Source organism: Elusimicrobiaceae bacterium, from assembly GCA_028700325.1.
Classification (GTDB): Bacteria; Elusimicrobiota; Elusimicrobia; order Elusimicrobiales; family Elusimicrobiaceae; genus JAQVSV01.
The window spans coordinates 1-20,718 of the sequence record JAQVSV010000031.1; the positions used below are offsets into that span (position 1 = coordinate 1).

At 58.6% G+C, this 20,718-nt stretch carries 15 protein-coding genes; 12 read left to right on the plus strand and 3 right to left on the minus strand.

Annotated elements, in window-relative coordinates; all coding sequences use genetic code 11:
- The coding region (locus PHW69_05510) for an LptF/LptG family permease (protein MDD4004645.1) at window positions 1-557 on the minus strand (557 nt) is incomplete at its 3' end.
- A gap of 173 nt (window positions 558-730) precedes the next feature.
- Between PHW69_05510 and PHW69_05515 the strand changes: the two genes are divergently transcribed.
- Together PHW69_05515 and PHW69_05520 are read left to right on the plus strand one after the other, a co-directional pair.
- Window positions 731-6,085 (plus strand): hypothetical protein, encoded by a 5,355-nt coding sequence (locus tag PHW69_05515; GenBank protein ID MDD4004646.1) that lies wholly within the window; start codon window positions 731-733, stop codon window positions 6,083-6,085.
- Window positions 6,086-6,146: 61 nt separating this feature from the next.
- On the plus strand, window positions 6,147-6,914 hold the full coding sequence (locus tag PHW69_05520) for a ComF family protein (GenBank protein ID MDD4004647.1): 768 nt from the start codon (window positions 6,147-6,149) through the stop codon (window positions 6,912-6,914).
- Window positions 6,915-6,968: 54 nt separating this feature from the next.
- On the opposite strand, the gene PHW69_05525 is transcribed toward PHW69_05520, so the two are convergent.
- A complete protein-coding gene (locus PHW69_05525; GenBank protein MDD4004648.1) occupies window positions 6,969-8,267 on the minus strand; it encodes a nucleotide sugar dehydrogenase in 1,299 nt (432 codons plus the stop codon).
- A gap of 161 nt (window positions 8,268-8,428) precedes the next feature.
- Between PHW69_05525 and PHW69_05530 the strand changes: the two genes are divergently transcribed.
- Both PHW69_05530 and PHW69_05535 read left to right on the plus strand, forming a co-directional pair.
- The gene (locus PHW69_05530) at window positions 8,429-9,748 is read left to right on the plus strand and encodes a UDP-glucose/GDP-mannose dehydrogenase family protein (protein MDD4004649.1); all 1,320 of its coding nucleotides are present in this window, start codon (window positions 8,429-8,431) and stop codon (window positions 9,746-9,748) included.
- Window positions 9,748-10,704, plus strand: a complete 957-nt coding sequence (locus tag PHW69_05535) for an SDR family oxidoreductase (protein MDD4004650.1) — start codon at window positions 9,748-9,750, stop codon at window positions 10,702-10,704. The genes PHW69_05530 and PHW69_05535 overlap by 1 nt, the downstream gene beginning before the upstream one ends.
- Window positions 10,705-11,130: 426 nt before the next feature.
- Here the strand turns inward: PHW69_05535 and PHW69_05540 are convergent, their stop codons facing one another.
- A complete protein-coding gene (locus tag PHW69_05540; protein MDD4004651.1) occupies window positions 11,131-11,811 on the minus strand; it encodes a hypothetical protein in 681 nt (226 codons plus the stop codon).
- A gap of 144 nt (window positions 11,812-11,955) precedes the next feature.
- Between PHW69_05540 and PHW69_05545 the strand changes: the two genes are divergently transcribed.
- The 8 genes from PHW69_05545 to PHW69_05580 form a co-directional block, all read left to right on the plus strand.
- Window positions 11,956-12,648, plus strand: a complete 693-nt coding sequence (locus tag PHW69_05545) for an HAD family hydrolase (GenBank protein ID MDD4004652.1) — start codon at window positions 11,956-11,958, stop codon at window positions 12,646-12,648.
- A 36-nt stretch (window positions 12,649-12,684) separates the two neighbouring features.
- Window positions 12,685-13,422: an NDP-sugar synthase gene (locus tag PHW69_05550; GenBank protein ID MDD4004653.1), complete on the plus strand. Its 738-nt coding sequence runs from the start codon at window positions 12,685-12,687 to the stop codon at window positions 13,420-13,422.
- A 21-nt stretch (window positions 13,423-13,443) separates the two neighbouring features.
- Window positions 13,444-14,298 carry a hypothetical protein gene (locus PHW69_05555; protein ID MDD4004654.1) on the plus strand — a complete coding sequence of 285 codons (855 nt, stop codon included), beginning with the start codon at window positions 13,444-13,446 and terminating at the stop codon, window positions 14,296-14,298.
- Entirely contained in the window at window positions 14,295-15,638 is a 1,344-nt protein-coding gene (locus PHW69_05560) for an aspartate aminotransferase family protein (protein MDD4004655.1), read from the plus strand. The genes PHW69_05555 and PHW69_05560 overlap by 4 nt, the downstream gene beginning before the upstream one ends.
- Window positions 15,639-15,640: 2 nt before the next feature.
- Window positions 15,641-16,696 carry a Gfo/Idh/MocA family oxidoreductase gene (locus tag PHW69_05565; protein MDD4004656.1) on the plus strand — a complete coding sequence of 352 codons (1,056 nt, stop codon included), beginning with the start codon at window positions 15,641-15,643 and terminating at the stop codon, window positions 16,694-16,696.
- A 9-nt stretch (window positions 16,697-16,705) separates the two neighbouring features.
- Window positions 16,706-18,127 carry an inositol-3-phosphate synthase gene (locus PHW69_05570; protein MDD4004657.1) on the plus strand — a complete coding sequence of 474 codons (1,422 nt, stop codon included), beginning with the start codon at window positions 16,706-16,708 and terminating at the stop codon, window positions 18,125-18,127.
- Between the two features lie 126 nt (window positions 18,128-18,253).
- Window positions 18,254-19,009 (plus strand): hypothetical protein, encoded by a 756-nt coding sequence (locus PHW69_05575; protein MDD4004658.1) that lies wholly within the window; start codon window positions 18,254-18,256, stop codon window positions 19,007-19,009.
- Between the two features lie 78 nt (window positions 19,010-19,087).
- Window positions 19,088-20,718 (plus strand): tetratricopeptide repeat protein (locus PHW69_05580; GenBank protein MDD4004659.1); only part of this gene is annotated, 1,631 nt, incomplete at its 3' end.

Genomic DNA, 20,718 nt, shown 5'->3' on the forward strand with positions numbered 1-20,718 from the left:
CGTATGGCCCCGCCCGCCGGGCTGCGGAACAGATGCACATCCTCAAGCCGGCCGCGCTGGTTGTCCACGGCCTCCGAATAAAGCCGCCAGTCGCCGATATTGAGAAAAGCTTTGGGTTCCAGTCTCAGGCGGGTAATGCTTTCGGCCATCATGTGCTGGGAATTCTGGAATTTGGCGAACCCCGTGGGACTGACCCAGTTATTGACCCACAACAGCAGCCCCATGATCAATACCGAAAAAGCAAACAGCGGCCACACGATCTGGCGCACCGAAAACCCCGCCGCGCGCAGCGCCAGCAGTTCGCCCTGCTCGTTGAGTCCCGTAAGCGTAAGCAGCAGCGCCAGCTGAAAAGCCATCGGCACGCTGAGCGAGAAAACCATCGGCAGCAGGTAAGACATGCCGTACAGGATCCAGCCGAACGACGCGCCGATCATTACGGCCGTATTAAAAATCCGCGAAAACTGGTTCATGAAAAGCACCGCCGAAAAAATGACGAGCGCGAACCCCAGATAAGGCAGCATGGTGGCAATAAGATAGCGCGGGAAAGTTCTTTGCATACCGGGTTATTTTATCAAAAATGCCGTGAGGGATAGTGTAATTAATTCTTTTAATGAAAACATATATGATATTATGGATAAATGGGAAAGTATAGGGCAAAACCGGCTCTGCGGACGCCGTTTTTCCAAATGCCGGCCCGTGAATTTTATATTGCAGCGGAATTTTGCGACAAGTGAAAAAATTAAGCCGTCTGTTTTTGGTCTGCCTGCTGACCGCGGAAATGTGCGTGCCCGTTTCCGCGCAGGGTTTTGCGCCGTTAAACAACGGTTCGCTGCATCTGATAGACGCGGCCCGGCACGATTCGATTTTTCCGCAAACGGAGCAGAAAGAATCCGCGCCGGACGAAGAGGATCTCCGTTCGCTGAGCGACAGAATACGCGAAACCTCGCCATTCAAATACTCGCAGGACAAGTGGAATGACGCCCGTTACGCCGCGGAAAACGGCCTGCTGCAGGAAGACAGGCAGCTTTCCTCCGAATACGCCGAACTGACCGGCGCGCAGGAAGTGCCAAAGGCGCTGCCGCCGTCCCTGCAGATGCCGGACTACGGCACCTCGCTTTCCGTGACGGGCCGCAAAGTCATCGGGTTCGCCTACTCCAGCAAAAAATACCTTTCGCCCCAGGTGACCAGCAGCCGCGCCTCCGGCGTCAGTTCGTTCGACCTGACGCAGGAGATGCAGGTGCGGATGCAGGGCAAGATCGGGCCGCGCATCACCGTCAACGTGGATTACGACGACACCAAGCAGGACAAGCAGGACATCTCGATCATTTACAAAGGCGACACGCAGGACGTGGTGCAGTCGGCCTCTTTCGGCGACATTGACATGACGCTGCCGTCCTCCGAATTCGTTTCCTACAGCAAACAGCTGTTCGGCATCCGCACCGACATCAAATACAAGGGTCTTAAAGCCACCGTTATCGGCAGCCGCACCAAAGGCACGACCAAAACAAAGCAGTTTGTGGGCAACACGGTGTTTTCATCGGTAAACATTCTTGACACCGCCTACAGGCGGCGCACCTATTACGATCTGTCATTCGGCAGCGCGACCGCGCGCCTTCCCATCAAGCAGGGCACGGAAAAAGTTTATCTGGACAACCAGAACTACGTTACCGCCAACGGCGTAAACGTATTCGAAAAAACCGCCGACGACATGGGCGTGCAGACCTCCAGCTACACCGGCAAATTCCGGCTGCTGTCCGCCGGGGTGGACTATGTGATGGATTACACCAACGGCCTTATCCAGTTCCGCAACGCGCTGGACTCGCAGGACGTGGTGGCTATAGACTTCACCAACGCCAACGGCACCCAGCTGGCCTACAACTCGCCGGCCGATCCGCTCGGCACAAACGGCACCGGCAATATCAAGCTCATAAAAACCAAGAACGATATTCTCATCAACACAACAACCGAGAAAGGCTACCAGTGCGAGCTTAAAACCTATTACTCGATCGGCCAGACCCAGATCGTGCGCGATGACGGCAAAGGCAATTTCATTCTCCGCGTCAACGATTCCAACGGCAGCGAAGTCGGCAGCACACTAAACCCCAAACAGACCTATTCGGACACAATCTCGGTGGATTTCGAGCTGGGCATCTTCCATCTGGCCAAGCCGTTCGCCAGCCCCGACGACCCGAACACTCCCGACCCCTACATCTACGCCGCCACGCCGGTTTCCAAACGAACGCTGCATATCGAATATTCGTCGCGCGTGAAGACTTTCACGCTGGAACCCAGTATCGTGACGCAGTCGGAATCGGTAATCGTGGACGGCGCGAAATACACGCGCAACCTCGACTACTACATTGACTACGATTCCGGCTTCATCACTTTTTACAACGAATCGCGCATCAACTCCACCAGCGTCATCCAGATAACTTACGACGTGTCGCAGTTCGGCGGGCTGGGCACGTCGGCCCTGCTGGGCGGCCGGGTTTCCTACGATCTGGGCAGCAAGCTCAGCGTGGGTTCCTCGCTGCTGTACCAGACGGCCAGCAAAGCAAAAACCGCGCCCGACATTTCCGATATCGCTTCGAGCATGCTGGTTTACGAAGGCGACACGCAGCTAAAGAACGTCAGGCTGCTGGGAGTCAACTCCTCGTTCGGAGCGGAGGCGGCGCAAAGCCGCAGCAATCCGAACCTTAACGGTCTGGCGATAGTGGAGAACATGGAAGGCGTCAAGGAGGAAACCACCGCCAGCCTCGACGCCATCAGCTGGCGCATAGCCGCCAACCCGATCTACGCGCCCGCGCTGCCCTCGGCGGTAAGCTGGCTCAACACCACGGTCAAGACGCTGGAAATCAATCCGCACGCCAGCGCCACCGCGGACGACACGCAGACGGTGCTCGTCATCAATTACGATCTGAGCGTGTCGTCGGAAGCGTCCATAGTGTATCCGTTCGACCTGTCGGGCCTGGATTTCTCCTCGAAAAAAATACTGCGCATGGTGGTCCGCGGCGACGGCTCCGCCGCCGTGCCCGGCCCGTCGGTCAACCTGCATTTCGGGCAGATCAACGAAGATTCCGACGGGTCCGGCGGCATGACCCTGACCTGCGCCAACGGCACCACGCTGGTAAACGCGCCAAAAACCGAAGACCTCAACTGCAACGGCCAGCTGGCGGTCGGCGAGGATATCGGCTGGAACTATAATCCCGCGTCGGGCGTCAGCACCCGTTACGGAGCCACCAACGGCATCATAGACACCCAGGATCTTAACGGCAACGGCATTCTGGACGCGCAGGATTTCACCGGCGGAGATTTCGGCTACGTCAACGGCACGCTGTTTACGGACATGAGCAACAACACCCAGACCAATTCGATAAATTTCACCGGCTGGCGCACGCTGCAGGCTGGTTTCAGCATCGTTTCAACCGACACTTACAAGTGGACCGCGGTAAAACAGGTCCGCATCTCGCTGCAGCGCGCGCCGGGCGGCAAGACGAAAGGACAGATCATCCTCGCGCAGCTGGAAGCGGAAGGAAACACCTGGACAGTCAACGCTTCCACGCCGTCCTCGGCCAGTCTGTCGGTCGCGGGCATCAACAATGAGGACAATCCGGAATATTCCCCCATTTTCTCGGCGGGCGGCGAAGCCCAGCAGGTGTACAACGACCTCTACGGCTCGGTGGAAGACCAGCAGCAGCTTACCAATTCCGAAAACGTGATCGAGCAGTCGCTGAACCTGATCTACACCTCCACCGGCCCAGCTGTCATGTCGGCCGACCGGCGCTTCACCAATTCCATTGACATTTCAGCGCACAAACTGTTCAGCTTTCTGCTGAACAATCCGCCCGGAAACGAGGTGAGCACCACCACGCTCGTGTTCCTGCGCATCGGCACCGACTCCGCCTACAAACAGGTGCAGATTCCGCTCGGATTCACCGGCTGGCGGCAGTACAAACTTGAACTGACCGACAGCAACGGCGACGGCGTGGCCGACGACTGGCAGAACGCCTGCAACTACGAAATGACGCTCACGTCGTCGGGGACGGCATCATTCGCGTCAATCGGCATTATCCGCGCGGGCATCATGACAACCGACATGCAGGCCCATTCCGGATCGGTCTGGCTCGACGAGCTGTTTGTGGGCGAGCCGCGCACGCTGGTCGGCAACGCCAAAAAACTGCAGGCTGACTTTCAGGTGCCGGGCTGGGGCGAATTCGGCGGCAAATACAAGTCAATGGACCGCAATTTCCAGACCCCGGTTTCCGTCAACACGAAACAGGACTCCGCAGAAACGACCGCTTACATGCGCCTGCGCCGCATCTCGGTGCTGCCGATGGAGGCGACGTACTCGGACAAGAAAGTTGTCACCCCATACACCGTCACGTCGGACGACAGTTCCAACCTCGTGTCGCTTATTTCACAAGGCGAGGTGACTACCAAAAACGGCACCGCCAAAGCCACGCTGGCCGTGCCGAAACTGCCGCAGGTGGACATGTCTTACTCGTTCACCAAAGCCAATTACGCGTCACTCGGCCGTGACGACGATTATAAAATTTACTCCGCGGCGATGAAATACAGCGTGCCGCTTAAAACCGCGGCGCTGCCCCGCAGCATTGACGCGCGCTATTCCCGCGCGAACAACGACACGGTTTACAATAACCTGTCGCTCATCAGCACGAGCAGCTATTACACGGCTTACGAAAAAGTGGACGACATGAGCCTTGGCCTGATGTTCGCGCCGTGGAAAGGCGCGGCGTTCAACCCTTCCTACGCGCTCAAGCAAAGCAAGGAAACCCGGCCCGGCGCAGGCGCGGGCGATACGGCCGTCTCCTACAACAAATCGCTCACCCAGACGGCGGGCTTCACCGGCAATTTTCCGCTGCTGGCGTGGTTCAACCCAACGGCGAGCTATTCGGTCAACACGATCGAAAACGCGAACCTCACCGTCAGCACCATTACCGTAGGCGCCAATTCGCAGGCCTTCAGCGTGGGGCAGATAAAAACGGTCAACCGCACGGCCAACGGCGGACTCAACATAAATCTCAGCGGCGCGCAGGTCGTGCCGTCGTGGGCCGCGCTCAAAACCCTTACGCTCACCGCCGGCTACCAGCTGCAGGACGGCGACACCTGGACCGGCGTGGACAACAACATGGACACCAAAACGATGCTGTGGATACGCATCCCGCTCAAAACGGCCAGCATCTACACCGCGCGCACCAACCTTACCCTGCGCGACACGGTGACCTCCACACAGCGCTGGTCGCCGCTGTCCACCGTATCGTTCGGCAAAACGCTCGCGCCGCTGAAAACGCTCGCGCTTTCCAACACCTTCTCCTATGCCGTGGAGCGCAAGGAAATAACCGGTACCTACACCAAAACGGTTACGAAAAACCTGCCGAACATACTGGCGACCCTTAACCAGCTGGAAACGCTTACGGGCACGTCCCGCTGGATCAGCAGCGCGATCGGAAACGTCAAGTACTCGCGCAAGACGACCGAAGTCATCGCCACCAGCCTGGCCACGGAAAACACCTACGGCGTGGATCTGCGGTTTCTGGCAATGAAAAAAGTGGACAGTTCCATTATCGCCAACTTCATCAACACCAACACCGTGGATCTCCGGCTGAACGCTGAAACCGCCTCGACCAGGCACCGCGACGCGAGCGTGCAGGGGACATTCAATTCCGGCAAATTCCGCCTGACACCGAAAGTGGATTACTCATTCGACCAGTCATACACTTCCGCCATGCTGTCGGGCGAAACCACCACCGTGACGCCCAGCCTGCTCGCGCGCGCCGACATGAACCTGCCCAAAGGCCTGCAGCTGCCGTTTATGAGCAAGCCGCTGATGTTCACCAACCGCGTGGTATGGACCACGACGCTGAGCTTCGCCGTCAAACGCTCCCAGATCACTCAGGCGGACAATACGAACCTGCTGTCGCTTTCAACAAACGCGGATTACGAGATATCGAAAAACCTGCGCGTCGCGCTCAACGGCGGTTTGCAGCGGCTCTGGCACAAATACCTGCCGGAAGAAGAATATGTCAGTTTTCAGGCCGGCACAACAATGACGCTGCAGTTCTAGCGGTTCCCCTATGACCGGAAAAACGGATAACCCCTGTTCCCGTCCGCGCCAGGCGGGCCTCATGCAGCAGCTGAAGACGCTGGTTCTGCACATACTGCTGCCGCATACCTGCGCGCACTGCGGCGCGGATCTGCCGTTCGGGAAAACCGCGCTGCTGTGCCGCGCCTGCCAGGCAAAACTGCTGCCGGTGTCATATCCCCTGTGCCTGCGCTGCGGGTTGCCTTTGCCCGACGGCGGCGCGCACTGCCGCCATTGCCTGGGCGTGAAAGCGGACGGCTACAAATGCAGAATAATCCGTTCCGCGCTGCACCTGACGCCGGAACTGAAAAGCGCGGTTCATTCGTTTAAATACCGCTATAAACCGGGCATGGCGGCTTATCTGGCGCAATACATGCAGCTGGCTTACCTGCGGCACCCGGAGCTGCACGGCGCGGACGCGCTGGTTCCGGTTCCCATGCATGAGAAACGGCTGGCAGAGCGGGGCTTCAACCAGTCCGCCGCGCTGGCGCAGGAACTGGCCCGCGCCGTAAAAATACCTGTAGCCGATGCCTTGCTGTCAAAAACATCTCCAACGGCCCAGCAGGCTAAACTGAACCGCGGGCAGCGGCAGAAAAACCTTTTGAACTCTTTCGCGGCCGCGCCCGGCGCGAAAGGGCTGGAAGTGCTTTTGATAGACGATATCTGCACCACCGGCGCGACTCTGGAGGAATGCGCCCGCGCCCTGCGCCGGGCCGGAGCCGGCCGCGTGCGCGCGCTGACGCTCGCCCGGGAATTGCCGCCCGCCCGAAAACCCGCCGCGCCGGATACCGCCGGCGATATGGACCCGTAAACCGAAGGCCCCGCTGACGCGGGGCCTTGAAAAACACGGAAACGCGCTGCCCGTTTACAGCCGCACGATTTTTTTAGACCGGATGCCTTTCGCCGCGTTTCTGGTATCAAACACCAGCGCGGAATGCCGGACCAGCTCCCTGTAATCAACGCATTTATGTGCGGTAAGGATTACAACGCAGTCGTACTTCGCGAGCATCGCCGCGGACAGTTTTTTTGAAACCAGCTTTTTCCCCGCCACCGCGAACTCCCTTACATACCGGTCATGGTAATCCACCCGCGCGCCGGTTTTGCCGAGCAGGGAAATAACGTCCAGCGCGGGCGATTCGCGCGGATCGGAGATATCGGCCTTGTAAGTGACCCCCATCACCAGAATGGCACTCCCCGACAGACACTTGCCCGCTTCGTTAAGCATCCTGTAAACCCTGTTCACAACATAGGCCGGCATGGTGGAGTTGATCGTGCCGGCCAGCTCTATAAAGCGCGGCTCGAAATTGAGTGTTTTCATTTTCCAGCCGAGATAATGGGGATCGAGCGGGATGCAGTGTCCGCCGATTCCGGGGCCGGGATAAAACGGCATGTATCCGAACGGTTTTGTGGCGGCGGCATCCAGAATTTCCCACACATTCAGGCCCAGCCGGTCGCACATGAGCGCGAACTCGTTGACCATGCCGATATTGACCGCGCGGAAGGTGTTTTCAAGCAGTTTCACCAGCTCCGCCGCGCGGGTGTTTGACACTTTCAGCACGCGTTCGACAACTGCGCCGTACAGCGCGGCGGCATATTCCGTGCAGGCGGCGGTTTCGCCGCCGACAACCTTGGGCGTATTGATAATGCCGTAATCGGGATTGCCCGGATCAACCCGCTCGGGCGAAAACGCCAGATAGAAATCGCGGCCCGTTTTAAACCCGGTTTCCTCCAGCATCGGACGCACCAGCTCGGTGGTCGTGCCGGGATAGGTGGTGCTTTCCAGTATTATCAGCTGGCCCCGGCGCAGGTATTTGCGAACCGACTCGACCGCCGCCACTATATACGAAACATCGGGGTCCTTGCTTTTGCGCAGCGGCGTGGGCACGCAGATGATAATGGCATCCTGTGCCGCCAGCTCCGAAAAATCGCCGGTGCAGCGCAGCGCGCCGGATTGCACGAGCGGAGAAAGCGTGTCGTCCGCAATATCATCCACATAAGATTTTCCGGCGTTAAGACCGGCCACTTTTTTCAAATCCACCTCGAAACCGGTGACTTTAAATCCCGCGCGGGCAAACTCCACGGCCAGCGGCAACCCCACATATCCCTGCCCGATAATGCCGACCGCGGCTTTTTTCGTTGCTGCAAGTTCTGGAAAGTTTCTCATCATATATCCTGTAAATCCCTTACTAATTAAATATAACTAATTCTACAAAATTACCGGGCTCGCGCGCAGGCCCCGCGCATTTGCAGCGGGCAGCGAAAAAGGATATCATATGGTCAGCGTCATATAAGACGATATCCGTTTCACTTTCGGCGGCGACCATAATGAAAAAGATGAATATTTGTGTAGTAGGCACCGGTTATGTGGGGCTGGTTACCGGAGCCTGCCTCGCGCAGGCGGGGCACCGGGTGGTATGCGTGGATTCCGATATCCGCAAAATCGCCATGCTGGAGAAAGGCGAAATACCGATTTATGAACCCGGTCTGGCGGAAGTCGTGGCAAAAAACCGCAAAGCCGGCAGGCTGTTTTTCACCCGCTCGATAGCGCAGGGAATCATCCATAAAGGCCACCACGCCGACGCGGCGTTCATCGCGGTGGGCACGCCGCCCCGGTCGGACGGGTCGGCCGATCTGTCATTCGTGGAAAAAGTGACCGAGGAGATCGCGTTGGCGATAACACAGTACACGGTCATCGTTGAAAAATCCACCGTGCCGGTGGAAACGGGCGAATGGATCGCCAAAACCGCAGCCCGCTTCGTGCGCAAGGGCGTGGAATTTGGCGTGGCGTCCAACCCGGAATTTCTGCGCGAGGGCTCCGCGGTAACCGATTTTCTGCATCCCGACCGGGTGGTGGTAGGCACCGAATCCGACCGGACGGCCAAAGTGATGAAAGACATTTACGCCCCGCTCGACTGCCCCATTCTGCTGACGGACACAAAAAGCTCGGAACTGATCAAGCACGCGTCAAACTCGTTTCTGGCGGCCAAGATTTCGTTCATCAACGCCGTCGGCGCGCTGTGCGAACGGACTGGCGCGAATGTGGAAGACGTAGCCAAAGGCATGGGCATGGACGCGCGCATCGGCCACAGTTTCCTGCGGGCAGGCATCGGGTTCGGCGGGTTCTGCTTTCCTAAAGATCTTGAAGCGTTCTACTGGATCTGCCGCAAAAAAGGCTACGATTTCGAACTGCTGCGCACGGTAACGGAAATCAACAACGACCAGAAGATGTGGCCCATCCGCCACGCCGAAGAGGAACTGTGGAATCTGGGCGGCAAAACGGTGGCGGTGCTGGGCCTGGCGTTCAAACCCGACACCGATGACATGCGGTTCGCGCCCAGCCTGGATATTATCCACGCTCTGCGCGAGCGGCGCGCGAAAATCCGCGCTTACGACCCCGTGGCGCAGGAAAACGCGCGCAGGGTGCTCGGCTCGAAAGCGATAACGTTCTGCAAAGACGCTTACGACACCGTCAAAGGGGCCGACTGCGTCATGCTGATCACCGAATGGCCCGAATTCAAGAAACTGGATATGGAAAAAGTGCTCAGGCTGGTCAGGCACCCGATCCTGCTTGACGGGCGGAACCTGTATTCCCCGGCGAAGATGCGGAAACTGGGATTCACCTACAAATCCGTCGGACGGCCCTGATGAAAATACTGGTGACCGGAGCGGCCGGCTTTCTGGGCAGCCATATCTGCGACTACCTGCTGGCGCGGGAGCACCAGGTGGTCGGGATGGACAACCTGCTCACCGGCTCGATCGAAAACATCGAGCATATGTTCCAGAACCCCGGTTTCATGTTCATCCGCCACGACGTGACGAATTATAATCATATCCCCGGCCCGGTGGACGCGATTCTGCATTTCGCCAGCCCGGCCAGCCCGGCCGATTATCTGCAGTTTCCGATCCCGACTCTCAAAGTGGGCGCACTTGGCACCCACAAAGCGCTGGGGCTGGCCAAAGAGAAAAACGCCATTTTCATGCTGGCGTCCACCTCCGAAGTGTATGGCGATCCGCAGGTCAACCCGCAGGTGGAGACCTACTGGGGCAACGTGAACCCGATCGGCCCGCGCGGCGTGTACGACGAGGCGAAACGGTTTGCAGAAGCGCTCGCCACAGCTTATCACCGGTACCACAAACTGCCGATCCGGATAGTGCGGATTTTTAACACGTTCGGGCCTCGAATGCGAATTAACGATGGCCGCGCCGTGCCCAATTTCATGACCCAGGCGCTTACCGGCAAGCCGATAACAATATACGGGTCCGGCTCGCAAACGCGCAGCCTGTGCTATGTAAGCGATCTGGTGGACGGGATTTACCGCGCGCTTGAAAGCGACTGCAATGAACCGATCAATCTTGGCAACCCGCACGAAATCACGGTGCGGGAGCTGGCCGAAACAATAAAAAAGCTCACCGGCAGCGCCGCGCCGATCGTCACCGAACCGCTGCCGCAGGACGATCCGCAGGTGCGCCGGCCCGACATAACGCGCGCCAAAACGGTTTTGGGCTGGGAACCCGAAGTGGAACTTGAAAAAGGCCTGCTTTCCACGGTTGACTATTTCCGCACGCAACTGCGGAAAAAAGGAATTCTGGCGGCCCGGTAAAACCCGGTATTTTGACGGTTTGCCACCCCGCCGCCCGCACCGCGAAAACCCGAATGGCGCGCAGCGGCGGCTGAAAACATTTTCCCGTCCTGCGCGTTTGGGCGGAAGCCGTTCATCCGCCGCCTGCTGGCTTGAACGCGCAGGGAACTGCGATCTTAAACGCAGCTCCCCCGGCTGTGCCATTGGTCTGCCGGTTATTATTACGCTTTACCGGCAAGCCGGGGGTTCTTTTGGTCAGGACTTCGTTTGCCCCGCTTACACAGGATTACACACGCCAGCCCTCTGCTTGAGCCATGCCATGCCGGCAATCATTATGCCGCGCCGGCCGGCGCCGGGATTTTGTGAGCGGAATTTACAAAAGCCGCCCGCGTCAGTTATGACGCGGGCGGCTTTTCCTGAAAAATACGTTAAGCCGGGCAGACCATATTAAATCGGCAGATTGAACCCTTCAAACTCCGGCGCGAGCTTGGGTTTTTCCTCTTTTTTCTCGGCTTTTTTCTTCACCTTTTTCTCCGGTTCCGGTGCGGCGGCCGGTTTTTCATCCGCGACGGTGGTTTCAGCAGCCGGCACGGCGGCGGGAGGCGGCGGGACAACCTTTTTAATCTTCCGGCCCTCTGCAGCGATCTGCTTCTCAAGAATGACCAGATAATCGCGCTTCTGATCCTCCTCCAGCCGCGTCATGAGAACGGAAGGAATGCGGTCAATCGTTTCCTGTATTTTATCGCGTATGACAACCAGCGATTCACGCTTTTTGGAAAGCAGTTCGGACTGCTCGGCATAGTCTTTCAGACGCGCCTCGTATTTCTGGCGGTGCTTTTCAAAAAGCTCGCGCAGCTTCTGCTCCTGATTTTCAGTCAGTCCGAGATCCTCGGCGAGCGAGTCAACCAGCGCGTCATAATTTACCGGGGGTATCGCGGAAGACACCACATTATCGAACTTATCCGCGCATGACTGCGATTCCAGCTCCGGCGCGGCCACCCGTTCTTTTCCGTCGGCCGCGGGCTCGGCGATCTTTTCCTTTGAACCGAACGGCCAGAACGCCTGAGCGGCGGGCGCAGCCGCGCCCAATAGCGCGCCCGACAGCACTGTCAATAAAATTTTTCGCATAAACACCCTCCGCGATTAAAACTCCGCGCCCAGCGCGGACCCGGTTAATGGTAGCATATTTGCCGCCCCGAGCAAATCGGCGGGCTTGCCCGGCACGACGGGCCGGTGAACCCATATGCATGTAAATATTGTACAATATAGGCAATGAAAGCCATCCTCTTTGACCATGGCGGCACCATTGATTCAAACGGCACCGCATGGAAAGAGCTGTTTTTCCCGCTTTATCTGGAATGCGGAATACCCGTGTCGAACGAGCAATTCGACCGGGCGTTTTACGATGCCGACGACAACCTGTCCGCGCGCCACCGCCTTCAGGGGCTGGGGCTTGCCGAAACGGTGCTTCTGCAGGTAACCGACGTGCTGGAAAATCTGCGGATGGAAGATTCCGTCAAAGCCGAAAAAATTGCCGGCGAGTTCGTAAAGAACTGCCGTATGTTTTTCGCCCGGAACAAACCGGTTCTGGCCGCGCTGGCAAAAAAATTCAGGCTGGGCGTTGTGTCGAACAATTACGGGAATCTGGAAAGCATGCTGAACTCCGAGGGGCTGCTCGAGTATTTCGGCGCGGTCGCCGATTCCGGCGCGGTAGGCAGCGCCAAGCCGGATAAAGGGATTTTTCTGCACGCGCTGGACCGGCTGGCCGTTTCTCCGCGCGACGCCATGATGGTGGGCGATTGCGCGCGCCGCGATATCGCGGGCGCGCTCGCGCTGGACATGCGGGCGGCTTTTCTGCGCGGCAGCCGGAAAGAACAGGCGCTGCCGCAGGACTGGGGGGCGCGGGTAATCGTGCTCGACTCTTTGCAGGAACTGCCGGAGAAACTGGCCGCCGGGGGATTTTGACCGGGAAATTTTTATCAGGATAAGGAGCAACGCCACATGATGTTTCAAAAACACGCCGGCATCTTCGCCGCGGGTCACGGCACAAGGCTTCAGGCCGCGTTTCCCGGCATAGTCAAGCCGATGGTTCCGCTCATAAACGTTCCGCTCATAGAATGGACCGTGCGGATTCTGAAAACCGCCGGGTTCGAGGATTTCACGATACTCTTAAATTCCGCCGGCAAACCCGCGCGCGCGCATCTCAAGCAGGCTTTTCCCGACCTGAATTTCGTTTTTCTGGTAAAAGACACCGAAACCTCCTATGAAAGTTTCCGGCTGGTGGCGCAGACCCTGGCCCAGAAAACCGACCATTTTCTGCTGAGCACGGTGGATTCGCTGTACAATCCCGCCGATCTGGAGAAATTCATCGTATCGGCCCAGTCGAGCTTCGCGGACGCCGTGCTGGGCGTGACCGACCGCGTGGCGGACACCAAACCGCTCTGGGCCGATATCGAGGACAACGGCCTGATTTCCCGGCTGGGGCCGGGCTGCGCGCAGAAAAAATTTGTGACCAGCGGGATTTACTTCCTGACCAGCGCGCTGGCCGAACAGATGCCGGAAACCAGGAACTACGCCGCTTTGCGGGAATATCTAGCCGATATCGCAGCGCAGGGCAAACGGATATCGTCGTTCCCCATCCGCCAGAGCGTGGACGTGGACACGCCGGACGATATTGAGTTTGCCGAGGAATTCCTGTACAAACAGTTTCTCCGCAAGCCGGGGGAGAAGTGGGGCTGAGGCCTCCGTCATTAACCGCTTATGCCGAAAATACTCGCCATCTACCGTGAAATCACCAACTCGCCCAACCATGAGCAGGATGATACGCTCATTCTGCGCGCCGTCGCGGAGGAGTTGAGCAAGCTCGGAGCGGAAACCGCTCTGCTGGAGCCTGAAAAAATCGGTTCCGTAAACCCGGCGGAGTGGGACGCCGTCATTCCGATGTGCGAAAATCCTCCCGCGCTCAAAACAATCGCCGGCTGGAAAGGCCCCCATATAGTCAACCCCGTCGAAGCGGTGCTGAACTGCTACCGCGTGAATATGACGCCGCTCATGAGCGCGTGCGGCGAAATACATCCGAAAACCGAGATTATCCCGACCGAGGCGCTCGGCGCGGGCAAACCGGTTTCCTGTTTCGGGCCCAAGGGCGCATGGGTCAAGCGCGGGGACGTGCACAACACCTGCGACCACGACGTCGTTTACATCGGAAACTGGGCGGATGCCATGGCGGTGCGCCGGGATTTCGAGCCGCGCGGAATCACCAGCGTGGTGGTGCAGGAACACATTGACGGCGATCTGGTAAAGTTTTACGCGGTCGGCCCGCTTAAATGGTTCGGCTGGTTCTATCACAGCGACCCCGCCAACCGGACGCATTCTTTCGATCTGGAAAAACTTGAAAACCACGCGGCGCAGGTGGCGCGCGCGGTAGGTCTGGAAGTCTACGGCGGCGACGCCATCATCACGCCGCAGGGCCGGATTTATGTTATTGACATCAATTCCTGGCCGAGCTTCGCCAGAGTGCGCGACGAGGTAAAAACCCCCATCGCGCAGCACATTTACGCCAAAGTTTCGGGCAAACACGCCGGCCGCAGGGCCGTTAAAGGAGCCGTACTATGACAACAGCAGTGAAATCGGAAGCATTCAAAGCGGGGCCGAAATCCTCCGCGCTTATCGCGGAAGAGCAGAAATACATCGCCCCCGGCAGCCAGCAGATCGGCACATTTTCGGGTGTGGCCATGGAGCGCGGGGAAGGCTCGTATTTCATAGACGTTGACGGCAACCGCTATCTGGACCTTTATGCGGGAGTGGGCGTGGCCAGCATCGGGCACGCGCATCCCAGATACGTCAAAATCCTTTCCGAACAGATCGGGAAAATCGGAGTGGGCAGCTTCTCGACCGAAAACCGGATGAAATTTCTCAAGCTGCTCGCGTCCGTCGCGCCGGGCGAGCTCAAGCGCACGCAGCTCTATTCGGGCGGAGCGGAAGCGGTGGAAGCGGCCCTGCGCCTCGCGAAAAGCTACACCGGCAATTACGAATTCGTGGGTTTCTGGGGCGGATTCCACGGAAAATCCATGGGCGTGCTCGGCCTGCTGGGCGACACTTTCAAGCATAATTTCGGGCCTCTTCCGGCCGGCATGCACCTTGTGCCGCACGCATACTGCTACCGCTGCCCGTTCAAGATGAAACACCCCGACTGCGGGCTGTTCTGCGCCGAGTTCGTGCGCAAGAACCTCAAACTGCAGACCACCGGACGCATAGCCGCCTTTATCATGGAGCCCGTCCAGGGCACCAACGGCAACATCGTGCCGCCTGCGGGATACCTGCAGGCGATGATTGACATAGCGCACGAAAACAACGCGCTGTTCATCGCCGACGAAATGATCTGCGGGTTCGGCAGAACGGGCAAAATGTTCGCCGTCGAGCATGAAAACGCGATGCCCGACATGATCACGGTGGGCAAAGGCATCGCGGCGGGCTTTCCCGTCAGCGGGGTTATTTCGACTGAAAAGATAATCAACACCAAGCCGTTCGCCAACCCGAGCGGAAGCTCGTCAAGCTACGGGGGCAACCCGATGGCGGGCGCGGCCTGCTATGCGACGCTGTCTACGATAATTGACGAAAAGCTCGTCGCGAACTCGGCCGAAGTGGGCGCGTACATGCTGCAGGAACTCAGGAAACTCCAGGACAAATACCGTTTCATCGGCGACGTGCGCGGCCGGGGCCTGATGATCGGCGTGGAAATGGTGTCCGACAGGACGACAAAAGAGCCGCTGCCCGGCGAGATCACGCGCGCGCTGTTTGACGAATGCCTGAAGCGGGGCGTGATGTCGATGTGCTATTCAAAAACCATCCGCATCAACCCGCCGCTCGTGATCACCAGAAAAGAAGCCGAGGAAGGGCTCGGCAAGCTCGACGAAGCGTTTGCCGCGCTGGCCAAGCGGTTCAACCTCGGCTGATCATGCACAGGGGCGCTTTAGCGGGGTTCGGGGCGGTGGCTGAAAACGGCCACTGTCCGGCTCTGCTGGACCAGAAAGACTGTTTGGAGATCGTGGCGGTGGCGGAGCAGTCGCAGCAGCGCCGGGCCGCGGCGGCGCGCTGTTTTCCCGAAGCGCGGATCTACGAATCGCTTGCGGAACTGCTGGCGGCGGAAAAACATCTTGATTTCGCCGACATAGCCACGCCGCCCGCCTGCCATTTCGGCGCGGCGGAAGCCTGCCTTGAAGCGGGCCTGCATGTGCTGTGCGAAAAACCGCTTGTGTTTTCGCGCCGGGAATTCGACCTGCTGCTCAAGGCCGCGGAAAAGAAACGGCTCGCGCTGTTCACCGTGCACAACTGGAAATACGCGCCGCCCATGCTTAAGGCAAGAGAACTTATACAAAAAGGAATGATCGGCGCGGTTCTGCATGCGGAACTGCATGTTCTGCGGAACCAGCCTTCCGTAACGGCGGACGGCAGGGACTGGCGGCAGGATCCGAAACTGTCAGGCGGCGGGATCATGGCGGACCACGGCTGGCACAATTTTTATCTGGCGCACTGCCTGACGGGCGGCAAACCTCTGTCGGTTACGGCGGCATTCACCGGCGCCGGGCGCGAGAAAGCGGAACGATCCTGCTCCTGCCAGATAGAATTTGAAGGGGCGGACCCGCAGGAGCGGAAGACCGCGCTGGTATATCTGACCTGGGAAAGCCCCGTCCGAAAGAACTGGGGCGCGGTATACGGCAGAACGGGGATCATTGAAATCCGCGACGATATTGTTATACTTGAAAGGAAAGGTGAAAAGACGGTAATGTTTGAGACCGGCGAAAAACTGTCCGCAGGCTCGGCGCATCCGACCTGGATGGCTGGTCTGCTCGGTGAATTCAAAACCGCGCTGGAAAGTCCCGCACAGCGGCTCGCCAATCTTCGTGAAGCCGAAACCTGCGTGGCTCTTATGACGGCGGGTTACGAATCGGCGCTTACGGGCGGCACCGTGCAGACAGGGTTGCTTCGAACTTTTGCGCAACATTTTATTTAGGAGGACGAGATGTCACACAACAAAAACGGAATTGCCCCGTCAAAAGGCAAACTGGGGGTACTGATACCGGGTATGGGCGCGGTTACCAGCACGCTCATAGCAGGCGTGGAGCTGGCCAAACGGGGTTTGGGAGAGCCGTTCGGATCCGTCACACAGATGCAGAGGATCCGGCTGGGCAAACGCTATGAAAACCGCAACCCGCTGATAAAAGATTTTGCCCCTCTGGCCGGGCTGAATGACCTGGTGTTCGGAGGCTGGGACATTTTCAGGGACGACATGTATCTTACCGCGCTCAAGGCCGGCGTGCTGCACCCCAGCAAACTCGAGCCGATCAAAGCCGCTCTGAAAAAAGTCAGGCCGATGCCTGCGGTATTTGACAACAATTACGTGAAAAACCTTGCGCCGGAACCCGGCATGATGAAAAAAGCCAAGAACAAAATGCTTCTGGCCGAGCAGCTGATGGCGGACATCAGGGCGTTCAACAAGGCGAATAAAATTGACCGCAATGTAATGATCTGGATCGGCTCCACGGAAGCGTATTCCAAACCCGGGCCGGTGCACAACAGCCTCAAAGCGTTCGAGGAAGGCCTGCGGAAGAACTCGCCGCTGATTTCGCCTTCCATGATTTACGCTTACGCCGCGCTGAAGATGGGCATTGCGTTCGCCAACGGCGCACCCAACCTTACCGTTGACATGCCCGCCCTGCGCGAACTGGCTGAGCGCAACGGCCTGCCGGTTTCCGGCAAGGATTTCAAAACCGGGCAGACGCTTATGAAAACCATCGTCGCGCCGGGCCTCAAAGCCCGGATGCTGGGCCTGAGCGGCTGGTATTCCACGAACATTCTCGGCAACCGCGACGGCGAAGTGCTCGATGATCCCGGCTCGTTCAAAAGCAAGGAAGTCAGCAAGATTTCCGTGCTTGACACGATACTGGATGCCGAGCTGTATCCCAAGCTTTACAAGAACCATTACCACAAGGTCCGCATTGAATACTACCCGCCCCGCGGCGACGCGAAAGAAGGGTGGGACAATATTGATATTTTCGGCTGGATGGGGCTTCCGATGCAAATCAAGATCAACTTCCTGTGCCGGGACTCGATTCTGGCGGCGCCCGTCGCGCTGGATCTGATCCTCTGCACCGATCTGGCGCATCGCGCCGGGCTGAAGGGAATACAGGAATGGCTGTCTTTCTTCTACAAATCGCCAATGTGCCGGCCGGATCTCAAGCCGGAGCACGACCTGTTCATCCAGCACATAAAATTCAAAAACACGCTCCGGCTGCTGATGGGCGAGGAAGTGCTGGATCATTCGGGCCTGGATTATTACGACACCGTCAAAGGCCTGCCCGTAAAAGCGGATCTGCCAAAACCGGCCGCGTCGCCGAAGAAACCCGCGAAACGCGCTCCGCGCAAAAAAGCGGCCGTTAAATAACTTCAGGCGCGGATAACGGCAACGCCCCCGGTTTCGAGCCGGGGGCGTTGTCATAACCGCCGCGGCCGCCATTGCCTGACGAACGCCGGATCCGCCGGCACGCAGTTCACGGACCGGAGAACCGCAATGTACAAATGGATATTCCTTGCCCTGTTTGCCGGCGCCGTCTATTTCCACTCGGCAGAAACCAATCAATACCGGAAAATCCGCGATATTCTGCCGGAGGCGGCAGGAGTGCCGGTTCAGACGGAACTGGACGGAAACGCCCGCCCTGTCCGCTGCAGCGCCGGCGGCTATGAGTGGGAAATGACCCCGCTGTACAATTATGAAGCCACGGCGTTCGTGTTTGGAGTGTCGCATAACGCACTGAGCGGGCAAAAAGGGCTTGTGCCGGCGGATCTGGGCCTGCTGTGGGGCGATAACGCGCGCCATAAATATTACAGGAACGTCAAACTCCGCGTCATGCTCAACCATTATTCCGTCAGCTGGAAAGGGAAACGGCTGTTCAACATGCATGCGGCGGCGAACACACACTGCGCCACCTGTGACAGCGCAACCGCCGCGAAACTCCGCGCCGTGGCGCCCGGCGACCAGATCAGGATCAGGGGCAGGCTGATAAACGCGAAAATATTCAAAGAAGGTTCGGCAACGCCCATGACGTGGAACACCAGCGTCACGCGAAACGATACCGGCGAAGGTTCCTGCGAGCTGCTTTATGTGGCCGCGCCGCAGGATGTGGAAATCCTCAAACCCGCAACCAGATTCAACAAATATATGTTCCGGTTCTGCGCGTGGGCGATTCCGGCGCTGGGCGCATTTCTTTTTATCAGGCAGTATCGTCAGGCGAAAAAACTGGTCGAGGAACTGCACCGCCTGCCATGAACGCGGATCCTGCGCGCGGCCTGACGCCGGGGCGTTTGCGGCGCGCGGGTCGGAGCGGGCCCAGAATTTTGCTAACATATGATATTGATCGTTATGCGCGCATCCGCCCTGAAAACCCTGTCCGCGGCATTTCTGCTCGCGCTGCCGGCCTCCTGTGCGCCGGGTTTCTGCGCGCGCGACACTAAACTTCCGCCTGATCCTTATACCCAGACGATGTGGGACCGGATCATGATCCAGCAGTCCTACCGCAACATGCAGAAAGGAATGCATTACATGCAGGGCGGCGATTACCAGAAAGCCGCGCGCGAATTCGGCCGGTCGGTGGTGGAAAACAAAAACGACGCCTGGCCGCACGTCATGCTGGGTTCTGCGTTATACTGGACCGGGCAGGTTGACCAGGCCATGACAGAATACGAAACCGCCCTTGCAATTGACCCTGAAAACTCGCAGGCGCACCAGCTTATGGGCATAGCGCACGCCTGGAAAGGCGACGCGCACGCGGCGCTGAAGTCCTTTCTGGCGGCGGCGAAATACGAACCGAACCGGTCCGACATACAGATGGATATCGGCTCGATTTACGAATCGCTTGGCCGGCATGACCTGGCGCTCGACTATTTCCGCCGGGCGGTGAAACTGGAGCCGCGCCACCCGCTTTACCGGTACCAGCTGGGCCTGCTGGAAACGCGGCTGGGCATGGAAGAGAACGCCACGGAATCGTTTCGCGAGGCGCTGAGCCTCTATCCCGATTACGAGGACGCCATGCTCGAGCTTGGCGCGCTGTACGAACGGCAGGGCAAAACCGGCGACGCGCTCGGCCTGTTTCGCCGCGCGGTTAAAATCAAACCGCGCGATTCAGTGGCGCGTTTCCGCTACGCGCGGCTGCTGGCGGCAACCGGAAAACATAAGGACGCGGACGAAACGGTGAAGCTCGCCTTCAGCCTGACTCCGAACCGCAAGGGCGAAGGGCTGTCTTTGTCGCTGGCTTATTCCGGCAGCAAGTCGGACGGGACTGACTCGCCCGCCCGGGGCGGCGGCAGCGGCGGGCCGGACGGCGGCTCCTCCGGCGGGACTCAACAGTCGCCGCACTCCGGTCAGGCGGAGCAGGATAAAAAAACCGGCCCGGTTGATTCGCTCAAGCGCAACCTGGAACGCGTGCCGCTCGACCAGGAAATAAGCGTGCAGGCGGAAATCATCTATCTGCCGGACCGGAAACCGGAACTGCAGGTGCTCAAGCCCTCGGAACGGGGCGGAAAATCGGCGCTGGGCGACGCGCTTAAAAAAAATCTGTCCGCCGCGCCGGAAGTGATGTCGGTCAAACGCCAGTATTCGCTGCCCGCGTCGGACGCGGCGCAGCGGCGCGAAATGATCAAATCGCTGCTTGACGATATCGGCACGACGCTCAAAGAAATCCCGTCCGACGCCAATATGCGCATGGCGCTGAATATAGACGCGCAGAAACCGTCCGCGTCGGCAGCGGGAACCGGCGGGAGCGGCGGGCCGGACAACAGCGGCCCGGCCCCGGCCGGCAACGCACCGGGCCGCATACAGAATAAAAACGCGCGTGTCACATACAATCCGCGCCAGGTCGGCAACGACATGGGCCTGTGGGTAATGGGATCGTCGTGGCTGGAACTGGTGGATGAAACTCTTGCGGAAATAAAGGAAGAGCTCGAAAACTCTGACAGCCCGCAGCTGTGGGTTACAGCCGG

Coding starts and splice junctions, on each gene's coding strand:
- PHW69_05540 (MDD4004651.1), bottom strand. CDS start 11,811: ATGCGAAAAATTTTATTGACAGTGCTGTCGGGCGCGCTATTGGGCGCG.
- PHW69_05520 (MDD4004647.1), top strand. CDS start 6,147: ATGCAGCAGCTGAAGACGCTGGTTCTGCACATACTGCTGCCGCATACC.
- PHW69_05570 (MDD4004657.1), top strand. CDS start 16,706: ATGTCACACAACAAAAACGGAATTGCCCCGTCAAAAGGCAAACTGGGG.
- PHW69_05535 (MDD4004650.1), top strand. CDS start 9,748: ATGAAAATACTGGTGACCGGAGCGGCCGGCTTTCTGGGCAGCCATATC.
- PHW69_05530 (MDD4004649.1), top strand. CDS start 8,429: ATGAAAAAGATGAATATTTGTGTAGTAGGCACCGGTTATGTGGGGCTG.
- PHW69_05525 (MDD4004648.1), bottom strand. CDS start 8,267: ATGAGAAACTTTCCAGAACTTGCAGCAACGAAAAAAGCCGCGGTCGGC.
- PHW69_05550 (MDD4004653.1), top strand. CDS start 12,685: ATGATGTTTCAAAAACACGCCGGCATCTTCGCCGCGGGTCACGGCACA.
- PHW69_05565 (MDD4004656.1), top strand. CDS start 15,641: ATGCACAGGGGCGCTTTAGCGGGGTTCGGGGCGGTGGCTGAAAACGGC.
- PHW69_05560 (MDD4004655.1), top strand. CDS start 14,295: ATGACAACAGCAGTGAAATCGGAAGCATTCAAAGCGGGGCCGAAATCC.
- PHW69_05545 (MDD4004652.1), top strand. CDS start 11,956: ATGAAAGCCATCCTCTTTGACCATGGCGGCACCATTGATTCAAACGGC.
- PHW69_05555 (MDD4004654.1), top strand. CDS start 13,444: ATGCCGAAAATACTCGCCATCTACCGTGAAATCACCAACTCGCCCAAC.
- PHW69_05575 (MDD4004658.1), top strand. CDS start 18,254: ATGTACAAATGGATATTCCTTGCCCTGTTTGCCGGCGCCGTCTATTTC.